Annotated in this window: 24 protein-coding genes and 1 pseudogene; 12 read left to right on the top strand and 13 right to left on the bottom strand. The window is 73.8% G+C overall.

All coding sequences use genetic code 11. The features are described 5' to 3' along the window. Window positions 1-40 precede the first annotated feature (40 nt). Entirely contained in the window at window positions 41-916 is an 876-nt protein-coding gene (locus KRR39_RS17690) for a LysR family transcriptional regulator (protein WP_216938793.1), read from the bottom strand. A gap of 84 nt (window positions 917-1,000) precedes the next feature. Between KRR39_RS17690 and KRR39_RS17695 the strand changes: the two genes are divergently transcribed. Further along, on the top strand, window positions 1,001-1,897 hold the full coding sequence (locus tag KRR39_RS17695) for an EamA family transporter (RefSeq protein WP_216938794.1): 897 nt from the start codon (window positions 1,001-1,003) through the stop codon (window positions 1,895-1,897). Continuing rightward, a complete protein-coding gene (locus KRR39_RS17700; RefSeq protein ID WP_216938795.1) occupies window positions 1,894-2,604 on the top strand; it encodes a polyamine aminopropyltransferase in 711 nt (236 codons plus the stop codon). Before KRR39_RS17695 ends, KRR39_RS17700 begins: the two co-directional genes overlap by 4 nt. Here the strand turns inward: KRR39_RS17700 and KRR39_RS17705 are convergent, their stop codons facing one another. Together KRR39_RS17705 and KRR39_RS17710 are read right to left on the bottom strand one after the other, a co-directional pair. Further along, window positions 2,605-3,180, bottom strand: a complete 576-nt coding sequence (locus KRR39_RS17705) for a GNAT family N-acetyltransferase (RefSeq protein ID WP_254185232.1) — start codon at window positions 3,178-3,180, stop codon at window positions 2,605-2,607. It abuts the gene before it with no gap. Next, window positions 3,170-3,553: a DUF427 domain-containing protein gene (locus tag KRR39_RS17710; protein ID WP_216938796.1), complete on the bottom strand. Its 384-nt coding sequence runs from the start codon at window positions 3,551-3,553 to the stop codon at window positions 3,170-3,172. The genes KRR39_RS17705 and KRR39_RS17710 overlap by 11 nt, the downstream gene beginning before the upstream one ends. A gap of 169 nt (window positions 3,554-3,722) precedes the next feature. Between KRR39_RS17710 and KRR39_RS17715 the strand changes: the two genes are divergently transcribed. Beyond that, window positions 3,723-4,169 carry an SsgA family sporulation/cell division regulator gene (locus KRR39_RS17715; protein WP_216938797.1) on the top strand — a complete coding sequence of 149 codons (447 nt, stop codon included), beginning with the start codon at window positions 3,723-3,725 and terminating at the stop codon, window positions 4,167-4,169. Between the two features lie 20 nt (window positions 4,170-4,189). Here the strand turns inward: KRR39_RS17715 and KRR39_RS17720 are convergent, their stop codons facing one another. Further along, entirely contained in the window at window positions 4,190-4,783 is a 594-nt protein-coding gene (locus tag KRR39_RS17720; protein WP_216938798.1) for a helix-turn-helix domain-containing protein, read from the bottom strand. A gap of 47 nt (window positions 4,784-4,830) precedes the next feature. Between KRR39_RS17720 and KRR39_RS17725 the strand changes: the two genes are divergently transcribed. Both KRR39_RS17725 and KRR39_RS17730 read left to right on the top strand, forming a co-directional pair. Then, on the top strand, window positions 4,831-5,655 hold the full coding sequence (locus KRR39_RS17725) for a class I SAM-dependent methyltransferase (protein WP_216938799.1): 825 nt from the start codon (window positions 4,831-4,833) through the stop codon (window positions 5,653-5,655). A 116-nt stretch (window positions 5,656-5,771) separates the two neighbouring features. After that, a complete protein-coding gene (locus KRR39_RS17730; RefSeq protein ID WP_216938800.1) occupies window positions 5,772-5,981 on the top strand; it encodes a hypothetical protein in 210 nt (69 codons plus the stop codon). A 3-nt stretch (window positions 5,982-5,984) separates the two neighbouring features. Here KRR39_RS17730 and KRR39_RS17735 read toward each other — a convergent pair whose 3' ends face one another. The 3 genes from KRR39_RS17735 to KRR39_RS17745 form a co-directional block, all read right to left on the bottom strand. Then, the gene (locus KRR39_RS17735; protein WP_216938801.1) at window positions 5,985-6,782 is read right to left on the bottom strand and encodes a DUF4386 domain-containing protein; all 798 of its coding nucleotides are present in this window, start codon (window positions 6,780-6,782) and stop codon (window positions 5,985-5,987) included. Window positions 6,783-6,807: 25 nt separating this feature from the next. Then, window positions 6,808-7,074 carry a DUF8691 family protein gene (locus KRR39_RS17740; protein WP_216938802.1) on the bottom strand — a complete coding sequence of 89 codons (267 nt, stop codon included), beginning with the start codon at window positions 7,072-7,074 and terminating at the stop codon, window positions 6,808-6,810. A 64-nt stretch (window positions 7,075-7,138) separates the two neighbouring features. After that, window positions 7,139-9,853, bottom strand: a complete 2,715-nt coding sequence (locus KRR39_RS17745) for a winged helix-turn-helix domain-containing protein (protein WP_254185233.1) — start codon at window positions 9,851-9,853, stop codon at window positions 7,139-7,141. 149 nt (window positions 9,854-10,002) lie between these two features. Here KRR39_RS17745 and KRR39_RS17750 point away from each other — a divergent pair, with 149 nt between their 5' ends. Further along, window positions 10,003-10,242, top strand: a complete 240-nt coding sequence (locus tag KRR39_RS17750) for a hypothetical protein (protein ID WP_216938804.1) — start codon at window positions 10,003-10,005, stop codon at window positions 10,240-10,242. A gap of 335 nt (window positions 10,243-10,577) precedes the next feature. After that, window positions 10,578-10,949, top strand: a pseudogene (locus KRR39_RS17755) (MFS transporter); the annotation flags it as partial. A gap of 19 nt (window positions 10,950-10,968) precedes the next feature. Here the strand turns inward: KRR39_RS17755 and ctlX are convergent. Both ctlX and KRR39_RS17765 read right to left on the bottom strand, forming a co-directional pair. After that, a complete protein-coding gene (gene ctlX / locus KRR39_RS17760; protein ID WP_216938805.1) occupies window positions 10,969-12,000 on the bottom strand; it encodes a citrulline utilization hydrolase CtlX in 1,032 nt (343 codons plus the stop codon). Between the two features lie 113 nt (window positions 12,001-12,113). Continuing rightward, entirely contained in the window at window positions 12,114-13,592 is a 1,479-nt protein-coding gene (locus KRR39_RS17765) for an aldehyde dehydrogenase (protein WP_216938806.1), read from the bottom strand. 138 nt (window positions 13,593-13,730) lie between these two features. Between KRR39_RS17765 and KRR39_RS17770 the strand changes: the two genes are divergently transcribed. Together KRR39_RS17770 and KRR39_RS17775 are read left to right on the top strand one after the other, a co-directional pair. Continuing rightward, on the top strand, window positions 13,731-14,198 hold the full coding sequence (locus tag KRR39_RS17770; protein ID WP_216938807.1) for an OsmC family protein: 468 nt from the start codon (window positions 13,731-13,733) through the stop codon (window positions 14,196-14,198). 73 nt (window positions 14,199-14,271) lie between these two features. After that, a complete protein-coding gene (locus KRR39_RS17775) occupies window positions 14,272-15,078 on the top strand; it encodes a GTPase domain-containing protein (protein WP_216938808.1) in 807 nt (268 codons plus the stop codon). Here the strand turns inward: KRR39_RS17775 and KRR39_RS17780 are convergent. Genes KRR39_RS17780 through KRR39_RS17790 form a run of 3 tightly spaced genes read right to left on the bottom strand, consistent with a single transcriptional unit; the run spans window position 15,069 to window position 17,706 of the window. After that, window positions 15,069-16,748 carry a bifunctional 3'-5' exonuclease/DNA polymerase gene (locus KRR39_RS17780; RefSeq protein WP_216938809.1) on the bottom strand — a complete coding sequence of 560 codons (1,680 nt, stop codon included), beginning with the start codon at window positions 16,746-16,748 and terminating at the stop codon, window positions 15,069-15,071. The two genes, KRR39_RS17775 and KRR39_RS17780, sit on opposite strands and share 10 nt — an antisense overlap. A gap of 38 nt (window positions 16,749-16,786) precedes the next feature. Further along, window positions 16,787-17,089, bottom strand: a complete 303-nt coding sequence (locus KRR39_RS17785; protein ID WP_216938810.1) for a hypothetical protein — start codon at window positions 17,087-17,089, stop codon at window positions 16,787-16,789. Window positions 17,090-17,136: 47 nt separating this feature from the next. Continuing rightward, a complete protein-coding gene (locus KRR39_RS17790; RefSeq protein ID WP_216938811.1) occupies window positions 17,137-17,706 on the bottom strand; it encodes a mycothiol transferase in 570 nt (189 codons plus the stop codon). A gap of 106 nt (window positions 17,707-17,812) precedes the next feature. Here KRR39_RS17790 and KRR39_RS17795 point away from each other — a divergent pair, with 106 nt between their 5' ends. From KRR39_RS17795 to KRR39_RS17805, 3 genes are all read left to right on the top strand, one after another. Continuing rightward, window positions 17,813-18,247, top strand: coding sequence for a VOC family protein (locus tag KRR39_RS17795; RefSeq protein ID WP_216938812.1), 435 nt, complete (start codon window positions 17,813-17,815; stop codon window positions 18,245-18,247). A 99-nt stretch (window positions 18,248-18,346) separates the two neighbouring features. Continuing rightward, a complete protein-coding gene (locus KRR39_RS17800) occupies window positions 18,347-18,955 on the top strand; it encodes a maleylpyruvate isomerase N-terminal domain-containing protein (protein WP_216938813.1) in 609 nt (202 codons plus the stop codon). An 88-nt stretch (window positions 18,956-19,043) separates the two neighbouring features. Continuing rightward, window positions 19,044-19,859, top strand: a complete 816-nt coding sequence (locus KRR39_RS17805) for a methyltransferase domain-containing protein (RefSeq protein ID WP_216938814.1) — start codon at window positions 19,044-19,046, stop codon at window positions 19,857-19,859. On the opposite strand, the gene KRR39_RS17810 is transcribed toward KRR39_RS17805, so the two are convergent. Then, on the bottom strand, window positions 19,846-20,388 hold the full coding sequence (locus KRR39_RS17810) for a dihydrofolate reductase family protein (RefSeq protein WP_216938815.1): 543 nt from the start codon (window positions 20,386-20,388) through the stop codon (window positions 19,846-19,848). The genes KRR39_RS17805 and KRR39_RS17810 overlap by 14 nt on opposite strands. Between the last annotated feature and the right edge of the window lie 90 nt (window positions 20,389-20,478).

Consider the following 20,478-nt stretch of genomic DNA (forward strand, 5'->3'; position numbering starts at 1 on the left):
TGACCGGTGCCCGCCCGACGGCCCGACAAACCGTGCCGGTTCAGGTGAGCAGCCGCAGCACCAGGGCGAGCGGTGGCCACGCGGTGCGTCCGCGCCGCACCACGGCGTGCGCCCGCAGGGTCACCCGCGGCTCCGCGAGCGCCAGCACCCGCACCCCGTCGACGACGGCCCGGGCCTGCGGCAGCAGGCCCACCCCGAGCCCGGCGACGATCAGGTCCTCGACCAGCTCGAGGCTGTCGGCCCGGTGCACCACCCGGGGCACGAAGCCGGCCTGCGAGGCGACCCGGGCGACCGCCTCGAGGTCGGAGTTGTTGCGCGAGTTCACGATCCAGTCGCTGTCCCGGTAGCGGGCCAGGACGTCGACCGACGTGCCGGGCGCGGGCGGGTCGCCGGCCGGCACGCCGAGACCCCAGTCCGCCTCCCAGAGCGGGACCGTCTCGAGCGTCGCGTCGAAGCCGGCCGGCGCGAGGGCGAACTCGTAGGTCAGGGCCAGGTCGATGTCGTCGGCGGCGAGCAGCTCCAGGCACTCGTCCGGCTCGTGCTCCAGGATCTGCAGGTGCACGTCGGGGTGCTCGGCGGCCAGGGTGTGCACGACGGGCATCAGCGTGGCCCGGACCGCGGTGGCGAACGCCGCGACCCGCACGGTGCCGGCCGGGACCGCCGACGGGTCGAGGTCCAGCCGGGCCGCCTCGATCGCGGCGAGGATCGTCACGGCGTGGTCGGCCAGCCGCCGGCCGGCCGGGGTGAGCCGGACCCGCCGGCCCTCCGGCTCGACGAGCGGGGTGCCCACCTCCCGGGCGAGCGCCGCGATCTGCTGGGAGACCGTCGAGGTGGTCACCGAGAGCACGTCGGCGACGGCCCGCATCGAGCCGAGCCGGGACAGCTCGAGCAGCAGCTCCAGGCGGCGGGGTTCCATGGCCAGCATCATTCACTGGTCCCGAACGGTATGTCCACCGGACTCACGTGGACGCGAACGGTTCTGGCGTCGTCTACTGGGTGCATGAGAACGTCAGCCCGCTCCGGCACCTTCATGGCCGTCGCCTCGATGACCTGCGTCCAGCTCGGGCTGGCCGCCTCCGTCGGCCTCTTCGACGAGATCGGCCCCGAGGGCGCGGCCTGGCTGCGGCTGACCTGGGCCGGCGTCCTCGTGCTGGTGCTGGTGCGTCCGCGCCGGTCCGACTTCACCCGGCGCGGGCTGGTCGCCGGGGTGGCCCTCGGCGTGGTGACCGCCGGCGTGACGATGCTGTTCATGGCGGCGGTGGACCGGCTGCCCCTCGGCACCGCGAGCGCCCTGGAGTTCCTCGGCCCGCTCGGCGTCGCGGTGGCCCGCAGCCGCGGCGGCCGGCTGCTGCTCTGGCCGCTGCTGGCCGGGGTCGGCGTGCTGCTGCTGACCGAGCCGTGGCGCGGCGCGGTCGACCCGGTCGGGGTGGCCTTCGCCCTGGGCGCGGCGGTCTGCTGGGCGGCGTACATCCTGCTCACCCAGGCGGTCGGCGACGAGCTCTCCGGGTTGCACGGGCTGGCCGTCTCGCTGCCGGTCGCCGGGATCGTGGCGACCCTCGTCGCAGGACCGGGGACCTGGCCGTCGCTGACCTGGCAGGTCGCGCTGGTCGGGATCGGGCTGGCCTTCCTGCTGCCGGTCGTGCCGTTCAGCCTGGAGATGCTCGCGCTGCGCCGGCTCACCACCGCGGCCTTCGGCACCCTGATGAGCCTGGAGCCGGCGATCGCCCTCGTCGTCGGGCTGCTGCTGCTGCACCAGGCACCCGGCCTGTGGCCGGTCGTCGGGATCGGGTTCGTGGTCGCCGCCGGGATCGGCGCCGAGCGCACCGGCGCCCGGGCGCACGCAGCCGCCGGGGTTCCCGCGGCCGCGCCGGGCGTCCCTGCCACACTGGAGCGATGAGCGCACGGTTCGAGGAGCTCGACTGGCGCGAGACGCCGATGGGGGAGATCAGCCTGCGGCGGCGCCGCGAGCCGGTCCTCGACGTGGACGTCTTCGAGGTGCGGCTGGGTGAGGAGTACCTCATGTCCAGCCTGTTCACCGTCGCCGAGATCGAGCTGTCCCGGCTCGGCCTCGCCGCGCACCGCGGCACCGGGCTGGACGTGCTCGTCGGCGGGCTGGGCCTGGGCTACACCGCGGTGGCCGCCCTGGAGGACCCGCGGGTCGACGCGCTCACCGTGGTCGAGGCGCTGCCCGAGGTCGTCGACTGGCACGAACGCCGCCTGCTGCCGGTCTCCGACGAGCTGGTCTCCGACGAGCGCAGCCGGCTGGTGACCGCCGACTTCTTCACCACGATCGGGGCCGGGCAGCCGCTCTCCCCCGACGAGGCCGAGCGCCAGTACGACGTGCTGCTCGTCGACATCGACCACAGCCCCCGGCACGTGCTGCACCTGAGCCACGCGGTGTTCTACTCCGCCGCCGGCCTGCGCCGGATGCGCAAGCGGCTGCGGCCCGACGGCGTGTTCGCACTCTGGTCCGACGACCCGCCGGACCCGGACTTCGTCGGGCTGCTCGAGGCGGAGTTCGACACCGTCGCCTCGCACGTCGTGGAGTTCGACAACTTCCTCACCGGCGGCACGTCGGCCAACACGGTGTACGTCGCGCGCTAGCTAGCCCCGCTGCGGCGCGATCGGGACGTCCAGCTCGCCCTTGCGCAGCCGGAACACCTGCAGCCGCAGGTCGTAGTACTTCTCGGTCTCGCCGACCCACTCCATGCCGACCCGCTGGGCGGTCGCGGCGCCGCGGCCGTTCTGGGTGCGGACCACCGCGAACAGCTCGTCGACCCCCGAGGCGAACGCGTGGTGCGCGACCGCGTGGCCGGCCTCCGCGGCGTACCCGTGGCCCCAGGCGTGCGGCGCGAGCTGCCAGGCGACCTCCAGGTCCTCGCCCTGCGGCGGGAGCGGGAGCACCGCCACGCCGCCGACCAGCTCGCCCGTCCCGGACAGCTCGACCGCCCAGCGACCCTGCGGGGGCTCCAGGTCCTCGCCGAGCCAGGTCCCGATCAGCGAGCGCATCCGGTCGACGCCGTCGACCCGCTCCATGGCCGGGCTCAGCCAGCGCGCGACGTCCGCCTCGCCGTACACCGCGAGCGCGGCCTCGGCGTCCTCGAGCACCCACGGGCGCAGGGTCAGCCGCGGCGAGCGGATCGTCCGGCCCTCCACCGTGACCCGGTGCTCACGCGACACGGTGCACCTCGATGGCGTCCACCCGATCAGGGTAGAACGCGACGTGGTCCCGCACGACCGCCACCGCGTCGTGCGGGGCGGGGTAGAACCAGGCGGCCGCCGGCACGAGGTCGTCGCCCACCTGCAGCGCGTAGTAGGAGGCCGCGCCCTTGTAGGGGCAGTACGTCGCGTGGTCGCTGGACCGCAGCACGGCCGGGTCGACGTCGGCCAGCGGGACGTACTGCACGGGCGGGTACGACGCTTCGCGCAGCGTGATCGCGTCGACCGTGTCGGCGACGACCCGGCCGCCCAAGCGGACGGTCACGCGCGCGCCGGTCGGCTCGAGGGAGATCGGGTGGTCGGGTCCGGGGAGGAGGATCAAGGTGTCCGTCATACCGCGAGAACGCCCCGTCCGGGCTGCCCATTCCGCCGCGACACGCTGACCATTCGGTTGATTTCTTCACTAACCCTTAAGCCGAGGCCTCCGGAGGCCGACGTATCTCCCTGTGGAGGGGATCCACTTACCGCGGTTGACGCGGGGGGGAACAGGGAGCAGGTCGCGCATGAACACGAACCAGGACGCCACGTCCGCCTTCTCGCACAGCGTGCCCGGTCGGGCCGTCGTGAGCACCGGCCACCTCTCCGTCGGGACCCCGGTGGTCGCCGACCTCGGCTACGACGTGAACGACCCCTACGCCGTCGTCGCGATGTTCCGCACCGAGACCCAGGACGTCGAGTGGACGTTCGCCCGGGACCTGCTGCACGACGGCCTGACCGAGCCCACCGGCGACGGCGACGTGCACGTGTGGCCCTGCCTCGACGACGAGGGCCGCGCCACGGTGACCATCGAGCTCTGCTCCGACGGCGGCGACGCCCTCGTGCAGCTCCCGACGCTGGCCGTCGCGGCCTTCGTCGACCAGATGTACACCGCCGTGCCGGCCGGCACCGAGTCCGAGCACGTCGACCTCGACCGGCTGCTCGCCGAGATCCAGGCCGCCGAGAACGCCTGATCCGGGCGTGGCCGGTCCCGTCAGGGGCCGGTGAGGTCCACCGTCGAGGCGTGCAGGTGCGCGCGCTCGCCGTCGTGGTCCAGGATCACCAGCACCTCCACCGGTCCGCCGTGCGCCCCGAAGGCGTGCGGCACCATCGTGGAGAACTCCGCCGCCTGACCGGTCTCCACCAGGACCACCCGGTCCCCCAGGTGCAGCCGGGCGGTGCCCGACAGCACCGTGAACCAGTCGCGCCCCGGGTGCACGCCCTGCCGGAGCGGCCCGGCCTCCACCGGCTCGGTGATCCGGATCTTCGCCACCGTCATGCCGTGCGGCGAGCGCTCGCCACCGAGCACCCAGGTGGTGACCCCGCGCGACTCGTCGCGGTGCGGCTTGATCACGACGTCGTCGTCGTCAGCCGACTCCACGAGCGCGTCGAGCGTCGTGCCGAGCGCCCGGGCGATCACGGTCAGCTGGTCCAGGGCGATCCGCCGGCCGCCGGTCTCGATGCGGCTCAGCGACGAGGGGCTCAGGTGGCACCGGGCGGCCAGCGCGTCCAGCGACCACCCGCGCGCCTGGCGCAGCCCCTTGATCCGCTGGCGCACGACGGTGTCCAGGTCGGTCTCTTGCGTCATACGCAAGATGGTATGCCACTAACGCACAACCGTCGTACCGTGGCGGCATGACCCATGCACACGACCACGACCACGACCAGGCCACCGGACACCCGTCTGGGCGACCCAGCGCCCTGGCCGAGCTGCTCGACCTCGACGCCACCGTGCTGCACGCCTCGTGGGCCGACGTGACCGCCTGGGTACGTCGCCTCGGCGACGGCATCCCGCACCGCCGGCTCCTCGACCTCGGGGCCGGCACCGGGAACGGCACGGTGGCCCTCGCCCAGCGGTTCCTCGGCGCCGAGGTGGTCGCGCTCGACGTGTCGGAGGAGATGCTCGGGCGGGTCCGGCGCCGGGCCCTGGACCTGGGGCTGGCGGACCGGGTCCGGACCGTCCGCGCCGACCTGGACGCCGGCCTGCCCGACCTCGAGCCCGTCGACCTGGTCTGGGCCTCGATGTCCCTGCACGAGGTGGCCGACCCGGACCGCGTGCTGGCGGACGCCCACGCGAGGCTGCACCCGGGCGGCCTGCTCGCCCTCGTGGAGATCGACGGCCCGGTGCGCTTCCTGCCCGACGACGGGCTCGAGGCCCGGCTGACGTCGTTCCCCCACCACGGCCGGGACTGGGCCCGGCTGCTGGAGAAGGCCGGCTTCGAGCCGGTCGCCGGCCGCACGTTCGACATCGAACTGGCCCCGCCGCACCCGCCGGCCGTCGGTCGCTACGCGCACGCCTGGTTCAGCCACCTCCGCTCGGCCCTCGCCGGGACCCTCGACCCGCGGGACGCCGCACGCCTCGACGCGCTGGCCGACCCGCACGGTCCGGGCTCGGCGCTGCACCGCGACGACCTCGTCGTGCACGGCAGGCGCACCGGCTGGGTGGTGCGCCGGCCCTGACGAGCCGCTCCGGGACGGTCAAGGAACCGGCCCTCGTCCGGAGGGGATGAGTCGGGCCGCCGCCCAGCGGTGTTGGCTCGGGAGGACGCCAAAACCCCGCGCCGAAGGGAACCGACATGACCGGGCTCGAGTGGATCCTCTGGATCATCCTGGCGACGTTCTACGTGTGCTGCCTGTTCACCGTCTGCATGATCACCTTCCAGAAGGGCCACACCCTGATCGGGATCGTCGGCATCTTCATCCCCCTGCTCTGGCTGGTCGGTGCGATCCTCCCCGCCCGGCCGGGGTCGAGCTACGAGGCCAGGGAGCGGGCCCGGTTCGCCTAGGAGCTACGCGACCTCCGCCCGTACGACCCCGGCGAGGTGCTCCCGGGGCCGGGCGGTGATCACGACCGCACCATGCCTTCGGTGATCCGCGCCGGCTTGAAGCCCTTGAAGGTCAGGTACACGCCGAGCGAGAACTCCCAGACGACGATCGGCGCGGCCACGATCCACCAGGCGGAGCCGTGATGGGTGAGGCCGAGCATCGAGGCGACCGTGACGGCGAGCAGCAGGGGGGCCGCCGACGAGGCCCATCGCCGGGATCACCTTGGGCACGAGGCCGGACTTGTACATCAGCGTCCCGAGCAGCAGCCCGTTCAGGGCGGGCATCAGGTTGGGCCCGACCAGGAACACCCAGTTGTAGCTGGCGACCAGGGCCTGGCCGGTGATCTCCAGCGTGTGCGCCTCCGCACCGGTGGCGCCGGGCTGTCGCAGGGAGACGACCGTCAGCAGGCTCACGACGCCGATGGCGACGACGGCGGCCTCGAACATCCGGGTGCTGACGAAGCCCAGCGCCATGGACTGGCTCTGCCGCTTCATCACCGGGTACAGCGCGACCGCGCTGCCGACCGCGGTCAGGGCGTTGACGAGGTCGAGCAGGGTGCCCCACACCACCTGGGTGTCGGCACCCGAGCCGATGATGTAGTGCGGGTCGTCGATCACCGGGCGGAGGAGGAACACGGCCGGGATCGAGCTGGCGAACGTGATCAGGTAGAAGAGACCGCCGAAGAACGCGCTCCTCCTCGCCGGGTCCATGGACGCTCGCTCCGCGGGCGGGGTGCGGGTGGCGCGGACGGTGGTGGTCATGTCGTTCTCCTTGGTGGGTGGGCGGTCAGCGAGCGCCGGGGACGTCGTCACCGGGCAGCTGCGACGGGAGGTGCGTCACCGAGACGAGCGGGAGCCCGACGTCGCGCACCTTCTGCAGCAGCCCGTGCAGCGCGGCCTGGTCGACGACCTCGCCCCGGAGGGTGGTGGTGCCGTCGTTCTCCCGGGTGAGGGTCAGCCCGTCGAACCAGGCGGACCACCGGGGGTCGAGGTGGCCCTGGAGGCGGATCTCGTACTGCCCTGCCTCGTCCGGACGTCCCTGCGTCTCGCTCATGGCCTGAAGCTAGGGCCGGACGGGGTGAGTGGGGATCACCAGATGTGGTGAACCCGGTGCTGACTCAGCGGGCGCGGTCACCGGCGCGCGGCATCAGGTCGAGCTCCTCGGCCCGGCGCACCGCGGCCCGGCGGTTGTTCACGCCGAGCTTCGCGTAGATGTTCTTGGTGTGCGTGCGCACGGTGTTCAGGGACACGACGAGCTCGCGGGCGATCTCCGGGCCGCCCAGGTCGGTGCCGAGGAGCCTGAGCACGTCGAGCTCGCGCCGGCTGAGCGGGTCGACCAGGCCCGGCCGGGCGACGGGCACGGCATCCGTGCGGGTGCCGGCTGCGGACCGGAGCCGGGCGACGTACGCCGGGGCGAGGCCGTGCCGCGCGGCGGCCGCCAGGAGCGCTGCCATGGCCGGGCCCTCGTCCACGAAGGTGCGGACGTACCCCTCCGGCTCGGCCAGCGCGAGCGCCCGCCCGAGCGGGACCAGGGCGGCCGGGAGGTCGCCGCGCAGGCGGGCCGCGAGCGCCTGGAGCACGAGGACCTCGATGACGGTGCCGGTCCGCTGCCCCGTCTCCGCGCCGGCGAGGAGCCGGTCCAGGAGCCCGGTCGCCTCGTCGAGGGCCGGCTGGTCGCGGTCGCGCTCGAACCGGGCCAGGAGCGCCCGGGCCAGCGTCACGTGCTCGAACTCGTGCAGGTACGCCACGTCGCCGGTCGCGGGCAGGCCTCGGTCGCGGGCCCAGCCGAGGGCCTCGTCCACCCTCCCCTGAGTGATCAAGGTCCGGGCCCGCACCGCCGGGACCGGTCGCACGTCGGGCGAGAAGTCCCCGACGTAGACGCGCTCCGCCTCGTCGAGCAGGGCCAGGGCCTCGACCGGGTTCCCGTCGAGCGCCCGCAGCGCGCTCTTCGCGACCCGCAGGCGGTAGGGGTGCTGCGGCAGGCCCAGGTGCTCGCCGAGCTCCTCGCTGCTGTCCACGAGCCTTCGGGCCTCGCCCAGGTCGTCGCGCTCGCGGTGGACGGTGCTCATCCCGACGTACATGTCGGCGGTGCCGCGCAGCAGCGGCGCCCGGTGGTCGGGAGCGAGTCGCAGGGCCCGTTCGTAGGTGAGCATCGCCTCGCGCAGGCGGCCCTGGGTGATCAGGATGTCGGCGAGCGCGATCGACAGGCCGAGGACGTCGGCGAGGTGCCCCGCAGCCTGCATGCTGCCCAGGGACCTCGTGTACGCCTCGCGGGCCGACTCGAGGTCGCCGGTCCACCAGGAGGCGAGCCCCACCAGCGCGGTCGCCGAGGCCCGGCCGATGTGGTGGTCGTCCTCCAGGAGCGCCAGGGCCCGCCGGGCGTGGGCCAGCGTGGCGGCCGGGTCGCCCTGGACCAGCGCCAGGCCGGCCCGGTGCACGGCCACCCCGGCCGGCAGCCGGCGCAGCTCCTCCTCGTCGACGACGACCACCCGGTCGGCGTCCTCCGGGCCGGCGAGCCAGCGCTCCGCGTCCACCAGGTGCCGCTCCACCTCCGAGAAGCCGCCGGTGGCGAGCAGCGCCCCCGCGAACCCGTTGCTGAGCACCGGCCGGAACGCCAGCACCTCCTCGGGCAGCCGCTCGAGCCAGCTGCGCAGCACGGCCTCCTGCCGGTTGCGGCGGGTGGCCGGCATGGCCAGCTCCACCAGGTCGGCGGCCCGCTCCAGGTGCCCGCCGGCCATCGCGTGCTCGATCGCCGCGACCGGGTCGCCGTGCTCGGCGAACCAGTCGCTTGCCCGGCGGTGCAGCGTCGCGACCAGGTCCGGCGCCTCGTCGGCGAGCCGCGCCCTCAGCACGTCCGCGAACAGGTGGTGGTAGCGGTACCACTGGCGGCGGTCGTCGAGCGGGACCACGAACAGGTTGCCCCGGTCGAGGGCCTCCAGCGTGGCCCGGCCGCCACTGCCTCCGGTGACGGCGTCGCACAGCGAGCCGTCGAGCCGGCCCAGCAGGGAGGTGTGCAGCAGGAAGTCGCGGACCGGCGCGGCCTGCCGCTGCAGCACCTCCTCGGCCAGGTAGTCGACGATGTAGCGGTCGTCCCCGGTGAAGCCGGCGATGAACCCGGCGACGTCGTCCCGGCCCTGCATCGACAGCGCGGCCAGCTGGAGCGCGGCGATCCACCCCTCGGTGCGCTCCTCGAGGGCTGCGACGTCCTGCGTCGTCAGCCGCAGGCCCATCACCTCGGTGAGGTACATCGCCACCTCCGCGGGCCGGAAGCGCAGCTCCGCGGCCCGGATCTCGACCAGCTCGCCGCGGGCGCGCAGACGGGCGAGCGGCACCGGCGGGTCGGCCCGGCTGGCGATGACCAGGTGCAGCCGCGACGGCATCCGGTCGAGCAGGAAGGCCATCGCCTCCTGGATCTCGCGGGAGTCGACGAGGTGGTAGTCGTCGAGCACCAGCACGAGGTCGTCCCCGGTCGCCCCGAGGTCGTTGAGCAGCGTCGTGAGCACCAGGTGGATCGGCGGCGGCTGCGGCGAGGCCAGCAGCGCCAGCTCGTGCGCGCCGACCCCCGGCGCGACCGTCCGCAGCGCGGCGATCACGTAGGTCCAGAACGACACGAGGTCGTTGTCGCCCCGGTCCAGCGACACCCAGGCCGCGGACGGCCGTCCGGCCAGCCACTCGGCGAGCAGCGTCGTCTTGCCGAAGCCGGCGGGCGCGGAGACGAGCATCAGCCTGGTCGCTGCCCCGGCGTCGAGGCGCTCGCCGAGCCGGGGGCGCGGGACGGCCCCGTCCCGCGGTCTCGGGACGTAGAGCTTCGTCTCGAGCAGAGGCGCTGGCACGACCGTCTCCCGGCGCGGGTGCGTCATGTCAAGGGTTCTGGGTCTCCTCGTTCCTGCCCGCCCGGCCCAGACTAGACCCGTCGACGGGGCGGCCGGTGCGGGTGTTGCACTGGGCCCAGTCGCCCCGAGGAGCCCCGAGGAGCCCCGTCATGTCCGACAGTTCCGTCCTCGGGAGCCCCACCCAGGAGCGGGTCGGCCGCGGGTTCGTCGCGCTGTACGCCGCGGCGTACATGGGCGCGATCCTGCTGTTCCTGGCTCCCCTGCTGGTCTCCCTGTCGTTGAAGGTCAGCTCGCTCGTGGGGATCGACCGGGCACCCACCAGCCTCTCGCTGGTCGCCGGGACCGGCGCGCTGCTCGCGATGTTCGCCACCCGTTCTTCGGCCGGATGAGCGACCGCACCTCGTCCCGGCTGGGCATGCGCCGGCCCTGGCTGGTCACCGGCCTCGTCGGCGGCTCGTGCCCGCGGACCGGCCGGCCTGGTCGGGCCGAGAGCTGGCCGCCACGTTCTACGTCGACCCGCGCAGGAACCCCGACTTCGCGTGGGCGTTCGCGAGCCGGTTCCTGCTCGTCCTGGCCTACGCGTTCCTGACCACCTACCAGGCCTACTACCTGCTGGACCGGCTCGACAGCACCGAGGCCGCCGTACCCCGGCAGATCTTCCTGGGCACGCTCGCCATGTCGGTCCTCGTCGTGGCCGCGTCCCTGCTCGGGGGGCACGCTCTCCGACCGGACCGGGCGCCGCAAGGTCTTCGTCTGCGGCGCCGCGTGCGTGTTCGGCCTGGCGCTCTTCGTGATCGCGAGCGCCGGCAGCCTGCTCGGCTACCTGGTCGGGATGGCGGTCGGCGGGCTCGGCTTCGGTCTCTACATGGCCGTCGACCTGGCCCTCGTCGCGGACGTCCTGCCCGACCAGGCCAGCCTCGCCAAGGACCTCGGCGTGATGAACATCGCCGGGGCCCTGCCCTCCTCGCTGGCTCCGGCGATCGCGCCGCTGGTCCTCGCGATGAGCGGCCGCAGCTACGGCGTGCTGTACGCCGTGGCCGGGGGCTGCGCGCTGCTCGGCGCCGCCGCCGTGCTGCCCGTACGACGCGTCCGGTAGGCCGCTGCGGCCTCCCGGGTCAGTCCGCGGCGCCGGCCATCGCGACGTCCTGGCCGTCGGCGGTGTGCGGGTTCTCGTCGATCGCCTCGACGGCAGCCGTGGGCTCGGGCTCGGTGGCCGGGCGCCGGTCGAGGTGGACACCGGCGATCATGCACCGCACCGACCCGCCGGCCAGCTCGATCGTCGGGATGTCGACGGCCACGATCTCGCAGGACTCCTCGATCACCGCGACCTGGTCCGGTCGCAGGCTGCGGCGTGCCCGCCCCGACATGGCCATGAGGTAGCGGCGCCGGCCCTCCGGCGTCCGCCCGCACAGCTCCACCGCGTTGCCGGCGAACTCCCGGATCTGCTGCTCGGTCAGCTCCACGACGGTCCGCCCGGTGACCGAGAGTCGCTCGCGGACCTCGGCGCGACGCTGCTCGTCCGGGATCATCTCCAGGGCGATCATCGCGACGTCCGTGCCGATGCAGGCGATCACGTTGGTGTGGTAGACCGGCACACCCTCGGAGTCGACCGCGTCGAAGGCCATCGGCTCGTAGCCGAAGTCGGTGCAGAACCGCTCCAGGACGTGGGTGTCGGCCCGGTGGCTCCGGGCCGCGTAGGCGACCCTCGAGACGTGGTCGAGCACCATCGCGCCGGTGCCCTCGAGGAAGATGCCGTCGGGCTCCAGGCCGGAGTAGTCGACGATCGTCTGGACCCGGTAGCGGGACTTCAGCAGCTCGAGCACGTCGGCGCGGCGCTCGTGGCGACGGTTCGAGGCGTACATCGGGTAGACCGCGATGTTGCCGCCGGCGTGGGTGGAGAGCCAGTTGTTCGGGAAGACGCTGTCGGGGCGGGTGTGGTCCTCGTCCTCGAAGACGTGGACCGTCACGCCGGCGTCCCGCAGCGCCTGGGCGACGGCGTCCATCTCGCTCAGCGCCTTCGCCAACGTCGCGTCGTCGGACTGCCCCTCCGGGACGTCCCGCTGGAACGAGTTGTCGGCGGCGGTGGCGGGGTTGGGGATGAACCGTTCCGCACGGATCAGGATGACGGTCGAGGGGGGCCTGCGCACTCACGGTTGGACCCTAGAACACCGGTCCGGCCGGCCCGCAGGCGCCTCACGTCCCGGGCCGGCCAGGACCTCTACCGCGCGACGACGCCGGCACGCCGGACCGGCGGTGAGGGTCAGCCGAGCTTGAACGGGTCGCGCAGCTCGCCGGTCAGCTCGATGTAGACCGACTTGGTCTCGAGGTACTCCTCGACGGCGGCGAGGCCGTTCTCGCGGCCCAGCCCCGACCTGCCGAACCCCCCGAACGGCATGTTGGGGGCCACCACCCGGTAGGCGTTCACCCAGATGCTTCCCGCGCGCAGCTGGGCCGCGACCCGGTGAGCGCGGTGGACGTCCTTGGTCCACACCGAGCCGGCCAGCCCGTACTCGGTGCCGTTGGCCAGCCGGACCGCCTCGGCCTCCTCGGAGAACGTGCACACCGAGAGCACCGGGCCGAAGATCTCCTCGCGCACCACGGTGCTCTCCGGGCCCACCCCGGTGATCACGGTGGGCTCGACGAACAGGCCACCGAGCCCGGAGGCGGCCCCGCCACCGGCGGCGAACGTGCCGCCCTCCTCGGCGGCGATCCTCAGGTAGCCGAGCACCTTGTCGTACTGCGGCCGGTTGGCCACCGGACCCATCTCGGTCTCCGGGTCGTTCGGGTCTCCGAGCCGGATCGTCTCCGCGCGGGCCACCACCTTCGCCACGAGCTCGTCGGCCACGGACTCGTGCACGACCAGCCGCGACCCCGCCATGCAGGTCTGTCCGGTGGCGGCGAAGACACCGGCGACGATCCCGTTGGCCGCAGCGTCCAGGTCGGCGTCGGGGAACACGGTCTGGGCGGACTTCCCGCCGAGCTCGAGGGTCACCCGGTTCACGTTCTCGACGGCTGCCCGCGCGACCGCGATGCCGGTGGCGGTGGATCCGGTGAACGCCACCTTGTCGATCCCGCGGTGCCCGGACAGCGCCTCTCCTGTGGAGCGGTCCCACCCGGTCACCACGTTGAGCACGCCGGCCGGCAGACCGGCCTCGTGCAGGATCTGCGCGAACGCCACGGTCGAGGCGGGCGAGTGCTCCGAGGGCTTGGCGACACAGACGTTCCCCGCGGCCAGCAGGGGCGCGAGCTTCCAGGTGAGCAGCAGCAGCGGGCTGTTCCACGGGGTGATCGCCCCCACGACCCCCACCGGTTCCTTGCGCGTGTAGGCGAAGTAGTGAAGGTTCGCCAGCGGGACGGTCGCCCCTTCCAGCTTGTCCGCCAGCCCGGAGAAGTAGTTGAACCAGGACGACAGACCGGCCATCTGCCCGGACATCTCCCGCATCAGCTTCCCCGAGTCGTTCACCTCCAGCCTCGCCAGTCGCCCGGCGTTCGCGTCCAGGGCGTCCGCGCACCTGCGCATCACCGCCGCGCGCTGGAACCCGGTCAGGTGGCCCCACTCACCGTCGAAGGCACTCCGGGCCGCGGCGACCGCGGCGTCGACGTCGTCCGGCGTGCCGTCCGCGAGGCGCGCCCACGGGGCACCGGTGTAGGGGTTCTCGGACTCGAACGTGCGGCCCGAGACCGACTCCACGTCCTTGCCGTCGATGAAGAGCCGGAACTCCTCCAGCACCGTGTCCATGCCACGAATCTAGAGCGGACCCACCCGAGGGGCCAGCCCCTCAGGACGACCTGATACCCGGTCCACGAGCTCCCAGCGGCCGCCGGACCCGGCGGGTCACCTTGGAGGTGCGAGGTGCGGGGGGGACAGGCTCGGGGCATGGAGCATCGCTACGACCTGACCGTCACCTGGACCGGCAACACCGGGCAGGGCACCTCCGGCTACCGCGGCTACCGGCGCACCCACACGGTGACCGCGGAGGGGCCACCCGACCTGCTGGGCTCCGCCGACCGCACCTTCCACGGCGACCGGGAGCGGTGGAACCCCGAGCAGCTCCTCGTCGCCTCCCTGGCACAGTGCCACATGCTGTCCTACCTGCACGTCTGCGTCGACGCGGGCGTCACCGTGACCGGGTACGTCGACCGGGCCAGCGGGTCCATGAGGACCGAGGCCGACGGGAGCGGACGGTTCACCGAGGTGGTGCTGCGTCCGGAGGTCACCGTCGCCGACCCCGCCACGGTCGAGGCCGCGACGGAGGCCCATCACCGCGCCCACCAGTTGTGCTTCATCGCGAACAGCGTCAGCTTCCCGGTGCGCCGCGAGCCCGTGGTCCTTGCCCGGGCGTGACGTGCGGCGTGGCCGGCGGAACGTAGGCTCGGACGCGCCAGCCGGCTCCTGATTCGCAGGCCGAGGAGGCCCCGTGTCCCGCACAGCAGCTCGATTCCGGACGATCCTGCCCACCACGGGTCGCACCGCGCTCGGAGCGACGCTCGCCGGCGGCGTGCTGACCGGCCTGGCGTCGGCTCCGGAGCGGATGAGCCGGCTGTTCCGGCGGCGCTTCCCCACGGTGGCCGTCACGGGGATGACCGGGGTCGGCAAGACCCAGCTCGCCGACCGGCTCGCGCGGCGCACCTCCGGCGACGGCGTGGCCGAGGTCGGCTCGGCGGTGATGGAGCGCCGCACCCGCCGTTCTCCCCGGTTGCACGGCTTCCGCTTCCTGGTGGTGCCGGGCGACAACGCGGCGACGCGGCTCGGCGCACTCGACGAGGTGTTCCACGACGAGCCGGTCGACGGGGTGATCCACGTGGTCGCCAACGGTCACGCCACGCCGCGGCGTACCGCCGGGACGACCGGTACGGCGACCGCCAGCCGCGAGGAGCAGCTCGCCGCCGAGCTCGAGGACTGGGCGATCACCTCGCACCGGATCGCCTCGATGGCGGTGCGCCGCGACAAGCCGGTCTGGCTGGTCATCGCGGTGACCAAGACCGACCTGTACCCCGACGAGGTGGACGAGGTCGTGCACTACTACTCACCCGGGAGCGGGTCGCCGTTCGGCGACAAGGTCGACGAGCTGCGGGCCCTGGCCGGCGGCGCGAAGCTCTCGGTCGACGTGCTCCCGGTGTCCAGCCAGGGCGCCGACCGCAGGTCGGCCGTCTCGGGCAAGCGGGCCGGCGCGATGGTCGAGGCGCTCGCGGTCCGGCTGACCCAGCTCAGCGGTCACGTCTGAGGGCGACTGGCACCTGGCGCCACCGGCTCCGCGGTGAGGCCCGGCTTGCCGGCGTCGGCGTACGACCGCACGATCGAGACGTTCAACGGGAAGTCGATGCTGAGGTCGCGGAACAGCAGGCCGGCAGCCGTCGCTGCTGCCTCGGCGGCCTGCGCCGCGACCGCCTCGGCGAGGGCGGCCGGGGTGTGCACGACGACCTCGTCGTGGAGGAAGAAGACCAGGTGCGGCCGGGAGGTGAGCGTCCCGGTGGCCCCCAGGCGCCACAGCCGGTTGCGCAGGTCGGCGATCCAGCACAGGGCCCACTCGGCGCCGGTGCCCTGCACGACGAAGTTGCGGGTGAAGCGCCCGTACGCACGCCGCAGGCGGGCCTGGCTGTCGGGATCGGCCGGCGGGTCGTCGGCGTCGCGGTCCCACGCGTCGCCCAGGTCCGGCGACCCGCGCCCCAGCAGCGTGCGCACCACCTGGCCCTGCTCACCGGCCCGGGCCGCCTCCTCGACGAGACCGAACGCGGCGGGGTAACGCCGGGTGAGGTCGGCGACCATCCGGCCGCTCGCCCCGCTGGTGGCGCCGTACATCGCGCCGAGCAGGCCCAGCTTCGCGTCGGTGCGGCTGGCCACCGCGCCGTCGTCGACCATGCCTTGGTAGAGGTCGGCGCCTCGGGCCGACCTGGCCAGCGCGCGGTCGCCGCTCATGCCGGCGAGCACCCGCGGCTCGAGCTGTGCGACGTCGGCGACCACGAACTGCCAGCCGTCGTCGGCCACCGCCGCGGGCCGGACCTGCAGCGGGAACGACAGCGCGCCGCCCCCGTTGGACGACCAGCGGCCGGTGGACGAGCCCGCCGGCTGGTACGACGGCCGGAACCGGCCGCCGCTCACCCATTCGTCGATCCAGGCCCAGCCGTTGGTCGAGAACAGGTGCGCGAGCTGCTTGTAGCGGAGCAGCGCTCCGATCCCCGGGTGCTCGAGCGCCCGCAGGGAGGACGCGCGGGTGTCCGTGACCTCCAGCCCGGCCCGGCGCAGCGCCGCCAGCAGCTCGGGCCGGGAGTCCGGGTTGAGCCCCGGGGCGTCGAACGCGCCGCGCACCTCGGCAGCGAGCGCCTGGAGCTTCTGCGGGCGGGTGCCACGCAGCGGCCGCGGCCCCAGCAGGTCGGTCAGCAGGCGCTCGTGGACGTCGAGTCGCCACGGCACGCCCGCGAACGTCATCTCGGCCGCGACGAGGGCTCCCGACGACTCCGCCGCGAGCAGCAGCTCGAGCCGGGTGGCCTCCGGGGACGCCGCCACCGCGGCCAGCTGACGGGCGTCCTCGAGATCGGCGCGCAGGTGCTCGGCCGTGTCGTCGATCGAGAACAGCGCCGGATCGGAGCGCGCGCTCGGTCCGAGGCGGTCCCAGTGCTCCGACTCCTCCCCTGCCAGCAGCCGTCCGTCCACCGCGGGCGCCCGCCGCAGCAGGTGGTGGCCCAGCCGCAGGTCGTGGCAGCGCTGGACGCGCACCCCCGCGGCCAGCAGCGAGGGGTACCAGCGCGCGGTGTCGTCCCACACCCAGCGCGGAGCCTCCGCCTCGCGCGCCGTCACGTAGGCCGGCAGGTCGGAGACCGGCACCTCGCGATCGGTGCCGCCGTCGACCGCCCGCACCCGCTCACCGGGGAGACGCGACAGCGAGACCCGGGTCATGGGGACAGCCTGTCATCCGTCGCCGACGCCGCAACGCGCTACGTCGTCAGGGGTGGTTCGGGCACGGCGGCACTCCACCGGGCCCGACGCTCGTCGTCGGACTGCTCCCACCACGGCGTGCCGCGCTCGCCGAGGGCCACCTTCGACGCCTGCACCCCGGCGCGGGCGGCCGGCTCGTCCTCGGTGCCCTTGGTGCGGCGCACCTCCCGTCGCCACGCCATCAGCACCCGGGTCAGCTCCGCGCGTCGCTGCTCGGGAACCGCCGGGTCGGAGGCGCGCCACCGACGGCCGCCGATGACCAGGTACCGACCGTCGGCGGTGCGCTCAGGCGGCTCGCTCACCCGGAGACCCTAGACCGGCGCCATGACCGTGAGCCACGAACCGGGCCTCAGGTCAGGGTGAACGGCACCGGCGGACCGGGCGGGTCCTCCCCGACCCGCCCGTCGACGGCCTCGCGGAGGAGATCCGCCTGGCCGGTGTGCCGCCCGTACTCCTCGATCATGTCGACCAGCAGGCGTCGTACCGTCGCCTCCCGGCCTCCGCCGTCCCGGTAGGTCGAGCCGGGACCACCGCGCCCGAGCGCCTCCCGCACCGCCACCCGCGACCGCTGCACGGCCTCGCGCCACAGCCGGTGGAGCGTCTCCGGGGGGTCGAGGTCTGCGGACCCGAACACCCACGCCGACCGGCTCTCCGCGGCCACGTCCGCCCAGGGTCGGGGCAGCCGGGCGCCGGCCAGGTCCCGGGTGAAGTTCAGGTCCTCCATGTACGCCAGATGCTTGAGGAGCCGTCCCAGGGAGAGCTCGGACGGCCCGAGCCGCCGGGCCAGCCCGTCGCCGGCCAGTCCGGCGCACTTCCACTCGAACGTCGCCCGCTGACGTTCCAGGGACCCCACCAGGGTCGAGGCCTCGTCACCCACGGCCGGTGGTTCCGGGTACCCCGGCGACTGCGCTCCGCTCATGCGGGAACCGTAGGACGCGTACCGGACGAAAGGCTTCCTGGTTCCGCACCGGTGCCACGGTCCGAATCGCGTGGCAGGGGCCGGGCCGCGCCCCTAGGATGCACCGATGGTGTCGGTCAAGGAGTTCCAGGTCACCTTCGACTGCGCGGAACCGGAGCGCGTCGCCCGCTTCTGGTGCGAGGTGCTGGGGTACGTCGTCCCGCCGCCGCCCGAGGGGTTCGCCACGTGGGACGACTTCGACCGCTCGCTGCCGCCCGAGCACCAGGGGTCGGCGTTCGCCTGCACCGATCCCACGGGGGTGGGCCCGCGACTGTTCTTCCAGCGCGTCCCCGAGGGCAAGGTCGTGAAGAACCGGCTGCACCTGGACGTCCGGGTCGGCACCGGCCTCGTGGGCGAGGAGCGCCTGGCGGTGCTGGAGTCCGAGTGCGCGCGGCTGCTCGCGCTCGGCGCCGTTCGCGTGCGGCTGCTGGTCGCCGACGAGGACAACGAGTCCTGCCTCGTGATGCAGGACGTCGAGGGCAACGAGTTCTGCCTCGACTGAGGGCCGCGACGTCCGCCGCACCGAACCGGGAGGCACCGTGAGGCTGCTGCTCACCTCCACTCCGGCGACGCCGACCGCGGGTGAGCGAGACTGAGTCCCGTGAGCGTCATCGTGTCCAGCTTCACGGAAGCCGCCTTCGCGGTGCGGGACACCGTGGCCCGGGTCCCCCGCGACGCGTGGGACGGTCCCGGCCTCGGTGAGTGGACCGTGCGCGACCTCGTCGGGCACACCAGCCGCTCGCTGGTCACCGTCATCGAGTACCTGGCCCGGCCGGTCGACCGGGAGGTGGTCCACTCGGCGGCGGCGTACTACACCGCCATCTCGGCGGGCACCTTCGACCCGGCCGCGGTCACCGAGCGGGGCCGACGGGCCGGGCGCGATCTCGGCGACGATCCCGCGACCCGTTTCCACGCGCTCGTGGACGAGGCGGTCCGGGTGGCGCAGCGAGCCGACCCCGACCTCGTCGTGCACACGATCGTGGGCGGCATGCGGGTCGCGGCCTACCTGCCGACGCGCACGTTCGAGCTGTGCGTCCACGGGCTCGACCTCGCGGCCGCGACCGGCGCCCCGATCGCGCTGCCGGCCCGGGCCGTCGAGGAGGCGGCCGCGCTCGCGGCGGTCTCCGCGGCCCAGCGCGGCCTCGGGCCCGACCTCCTGCTGGCGATGACCGGGCGGCGCGGCCTGCCGCCCGGGTTCAGCGTCGTCTGACCCGCCGGGGTCTTCCGCCCGCGTCCCGGGAGCGGTATCACGGAGGAGGTCGACCGCTCTGTCACGGAGGACGGTCAGGAGGACAGCCATGGCGACGTACTCTCTCGGCTCGAGCGACCCGGAGATCGCTCGGCTGGACGCGCAGGCAGAGTTCCTCCGGGCGCCGACCCGGGTGCTGCTGGAGGCCTCGGGCATCGGCCCGGGCATGCGGGTGCTGGACCTCGGCACCGGTCTGGGGCACGTGGCGGCCGCGGTCGCCGAGCTCGTCGGTCCGCACGGCGAGGTGGTCGGCCTCGACGTCGACCCGCGCATGCTCGAGGTGGCGCGCACCAGGACCGAGCACCTGCCCCAGGTGCGCTTCGTCGAGGGGGACGTGGCGCGGTGGCGCGAGGACCGCTCCTTCGACGCGGTCGTCGGTCGGCTGATCCTGTTCCACCTCCCGGACCCGGTCGGAGTGCTGCGCCATCACCAGCAGGCGCTCCGCCCCGGTGGCCGGGTGGTCGTGCTCGACTACGACATCGGGGGACTCCGGTCCGAGCCCGGGGACCCGCTCACCGACCGGATGGCCGCGCTGATCCTGGCGGCGTTCCGCGCCGCCGGCGCCGATCCGACCATCGGGTCGCGGCTCGAGCCCCTGCTCGCGGAGGCCGGGGTCGAGGACGTCGAGGGCTTCGCGATCGCGCGGTACCTCGCGAGCGACGATCCCGTGGGCCCGGCCATGCTCAGCGGCGTGGTCCGTTCGCTGGCGCCGGTGATGGTCGCGCACGGCCTGGCGACCGAGGCGGAGCTCGGTCTGGACACCCTCGCGACGCGAGCGGCGGCGTCGCTGCGGTCGACGGGCTCCGTCCTGGTGCCCCCGACACTGGCGGGAGCCTGGGGCCGGGCGGGGCTCAGTCGCCGGTGACCACGCGGTAGTGCACCAGCAGGGAGCCGGACGGGCTGCCGACGCTCCGGACCAGCTCGAGGGGGTAGCCCGTGTCGTCCTCGAACAGGCGTCGACCGGTCCCGACCACGCGTGGCGCGACGAGCAGCCGCACCTCGTCGACGAGTCCCGCGGCCAGCAGCGACCGGGTCAGGGAGAGGCTGCCGTGGATCCCGATGTCGCCACCGTCACCCGCCTTGAGCGTACGCACGAAGTCCTCGACCGGCCCGCGGACGGGCTCCGCGTTCGTCCACTCCCTCGTCAAGGGTGTCGCAGTCGCGACGTACTTCTGCACGGTGTTGATGAAGTCGGCGAAGGGCTGGTCGTCGGACTTCGGCCAGTGGGCCGACCACTCGTCGTACATCCTGCGCCCGAGCAGGACGGTGTCCTGCGTCGCGATCACCTCCCCGAGGTTGGCCTCCATCACCTCGTCGAACTCGAGCAGGAACTGCTCGGGGGACTCCGCCACCCCGTCGACCGACACCAACGTGTACGCCACGACCTTGCGCATGCTGTCCACCTCTCTCGCGCTGCCCGGGTCCGGGGGGCGCACGGGTACCGACTACCCGCCCCGGCGGAACTCATCGGGGCACGGACGTCC

This window comes from Nocardioides panacis, assembly GCF_019039255.1.
Classification (GTDB): Bacteria; Actinomycetota; Actinomycetes; order Propionibacteriales; family Nocardioidaceae; genus Nocardioides_B; species Nocardioides_B panacis.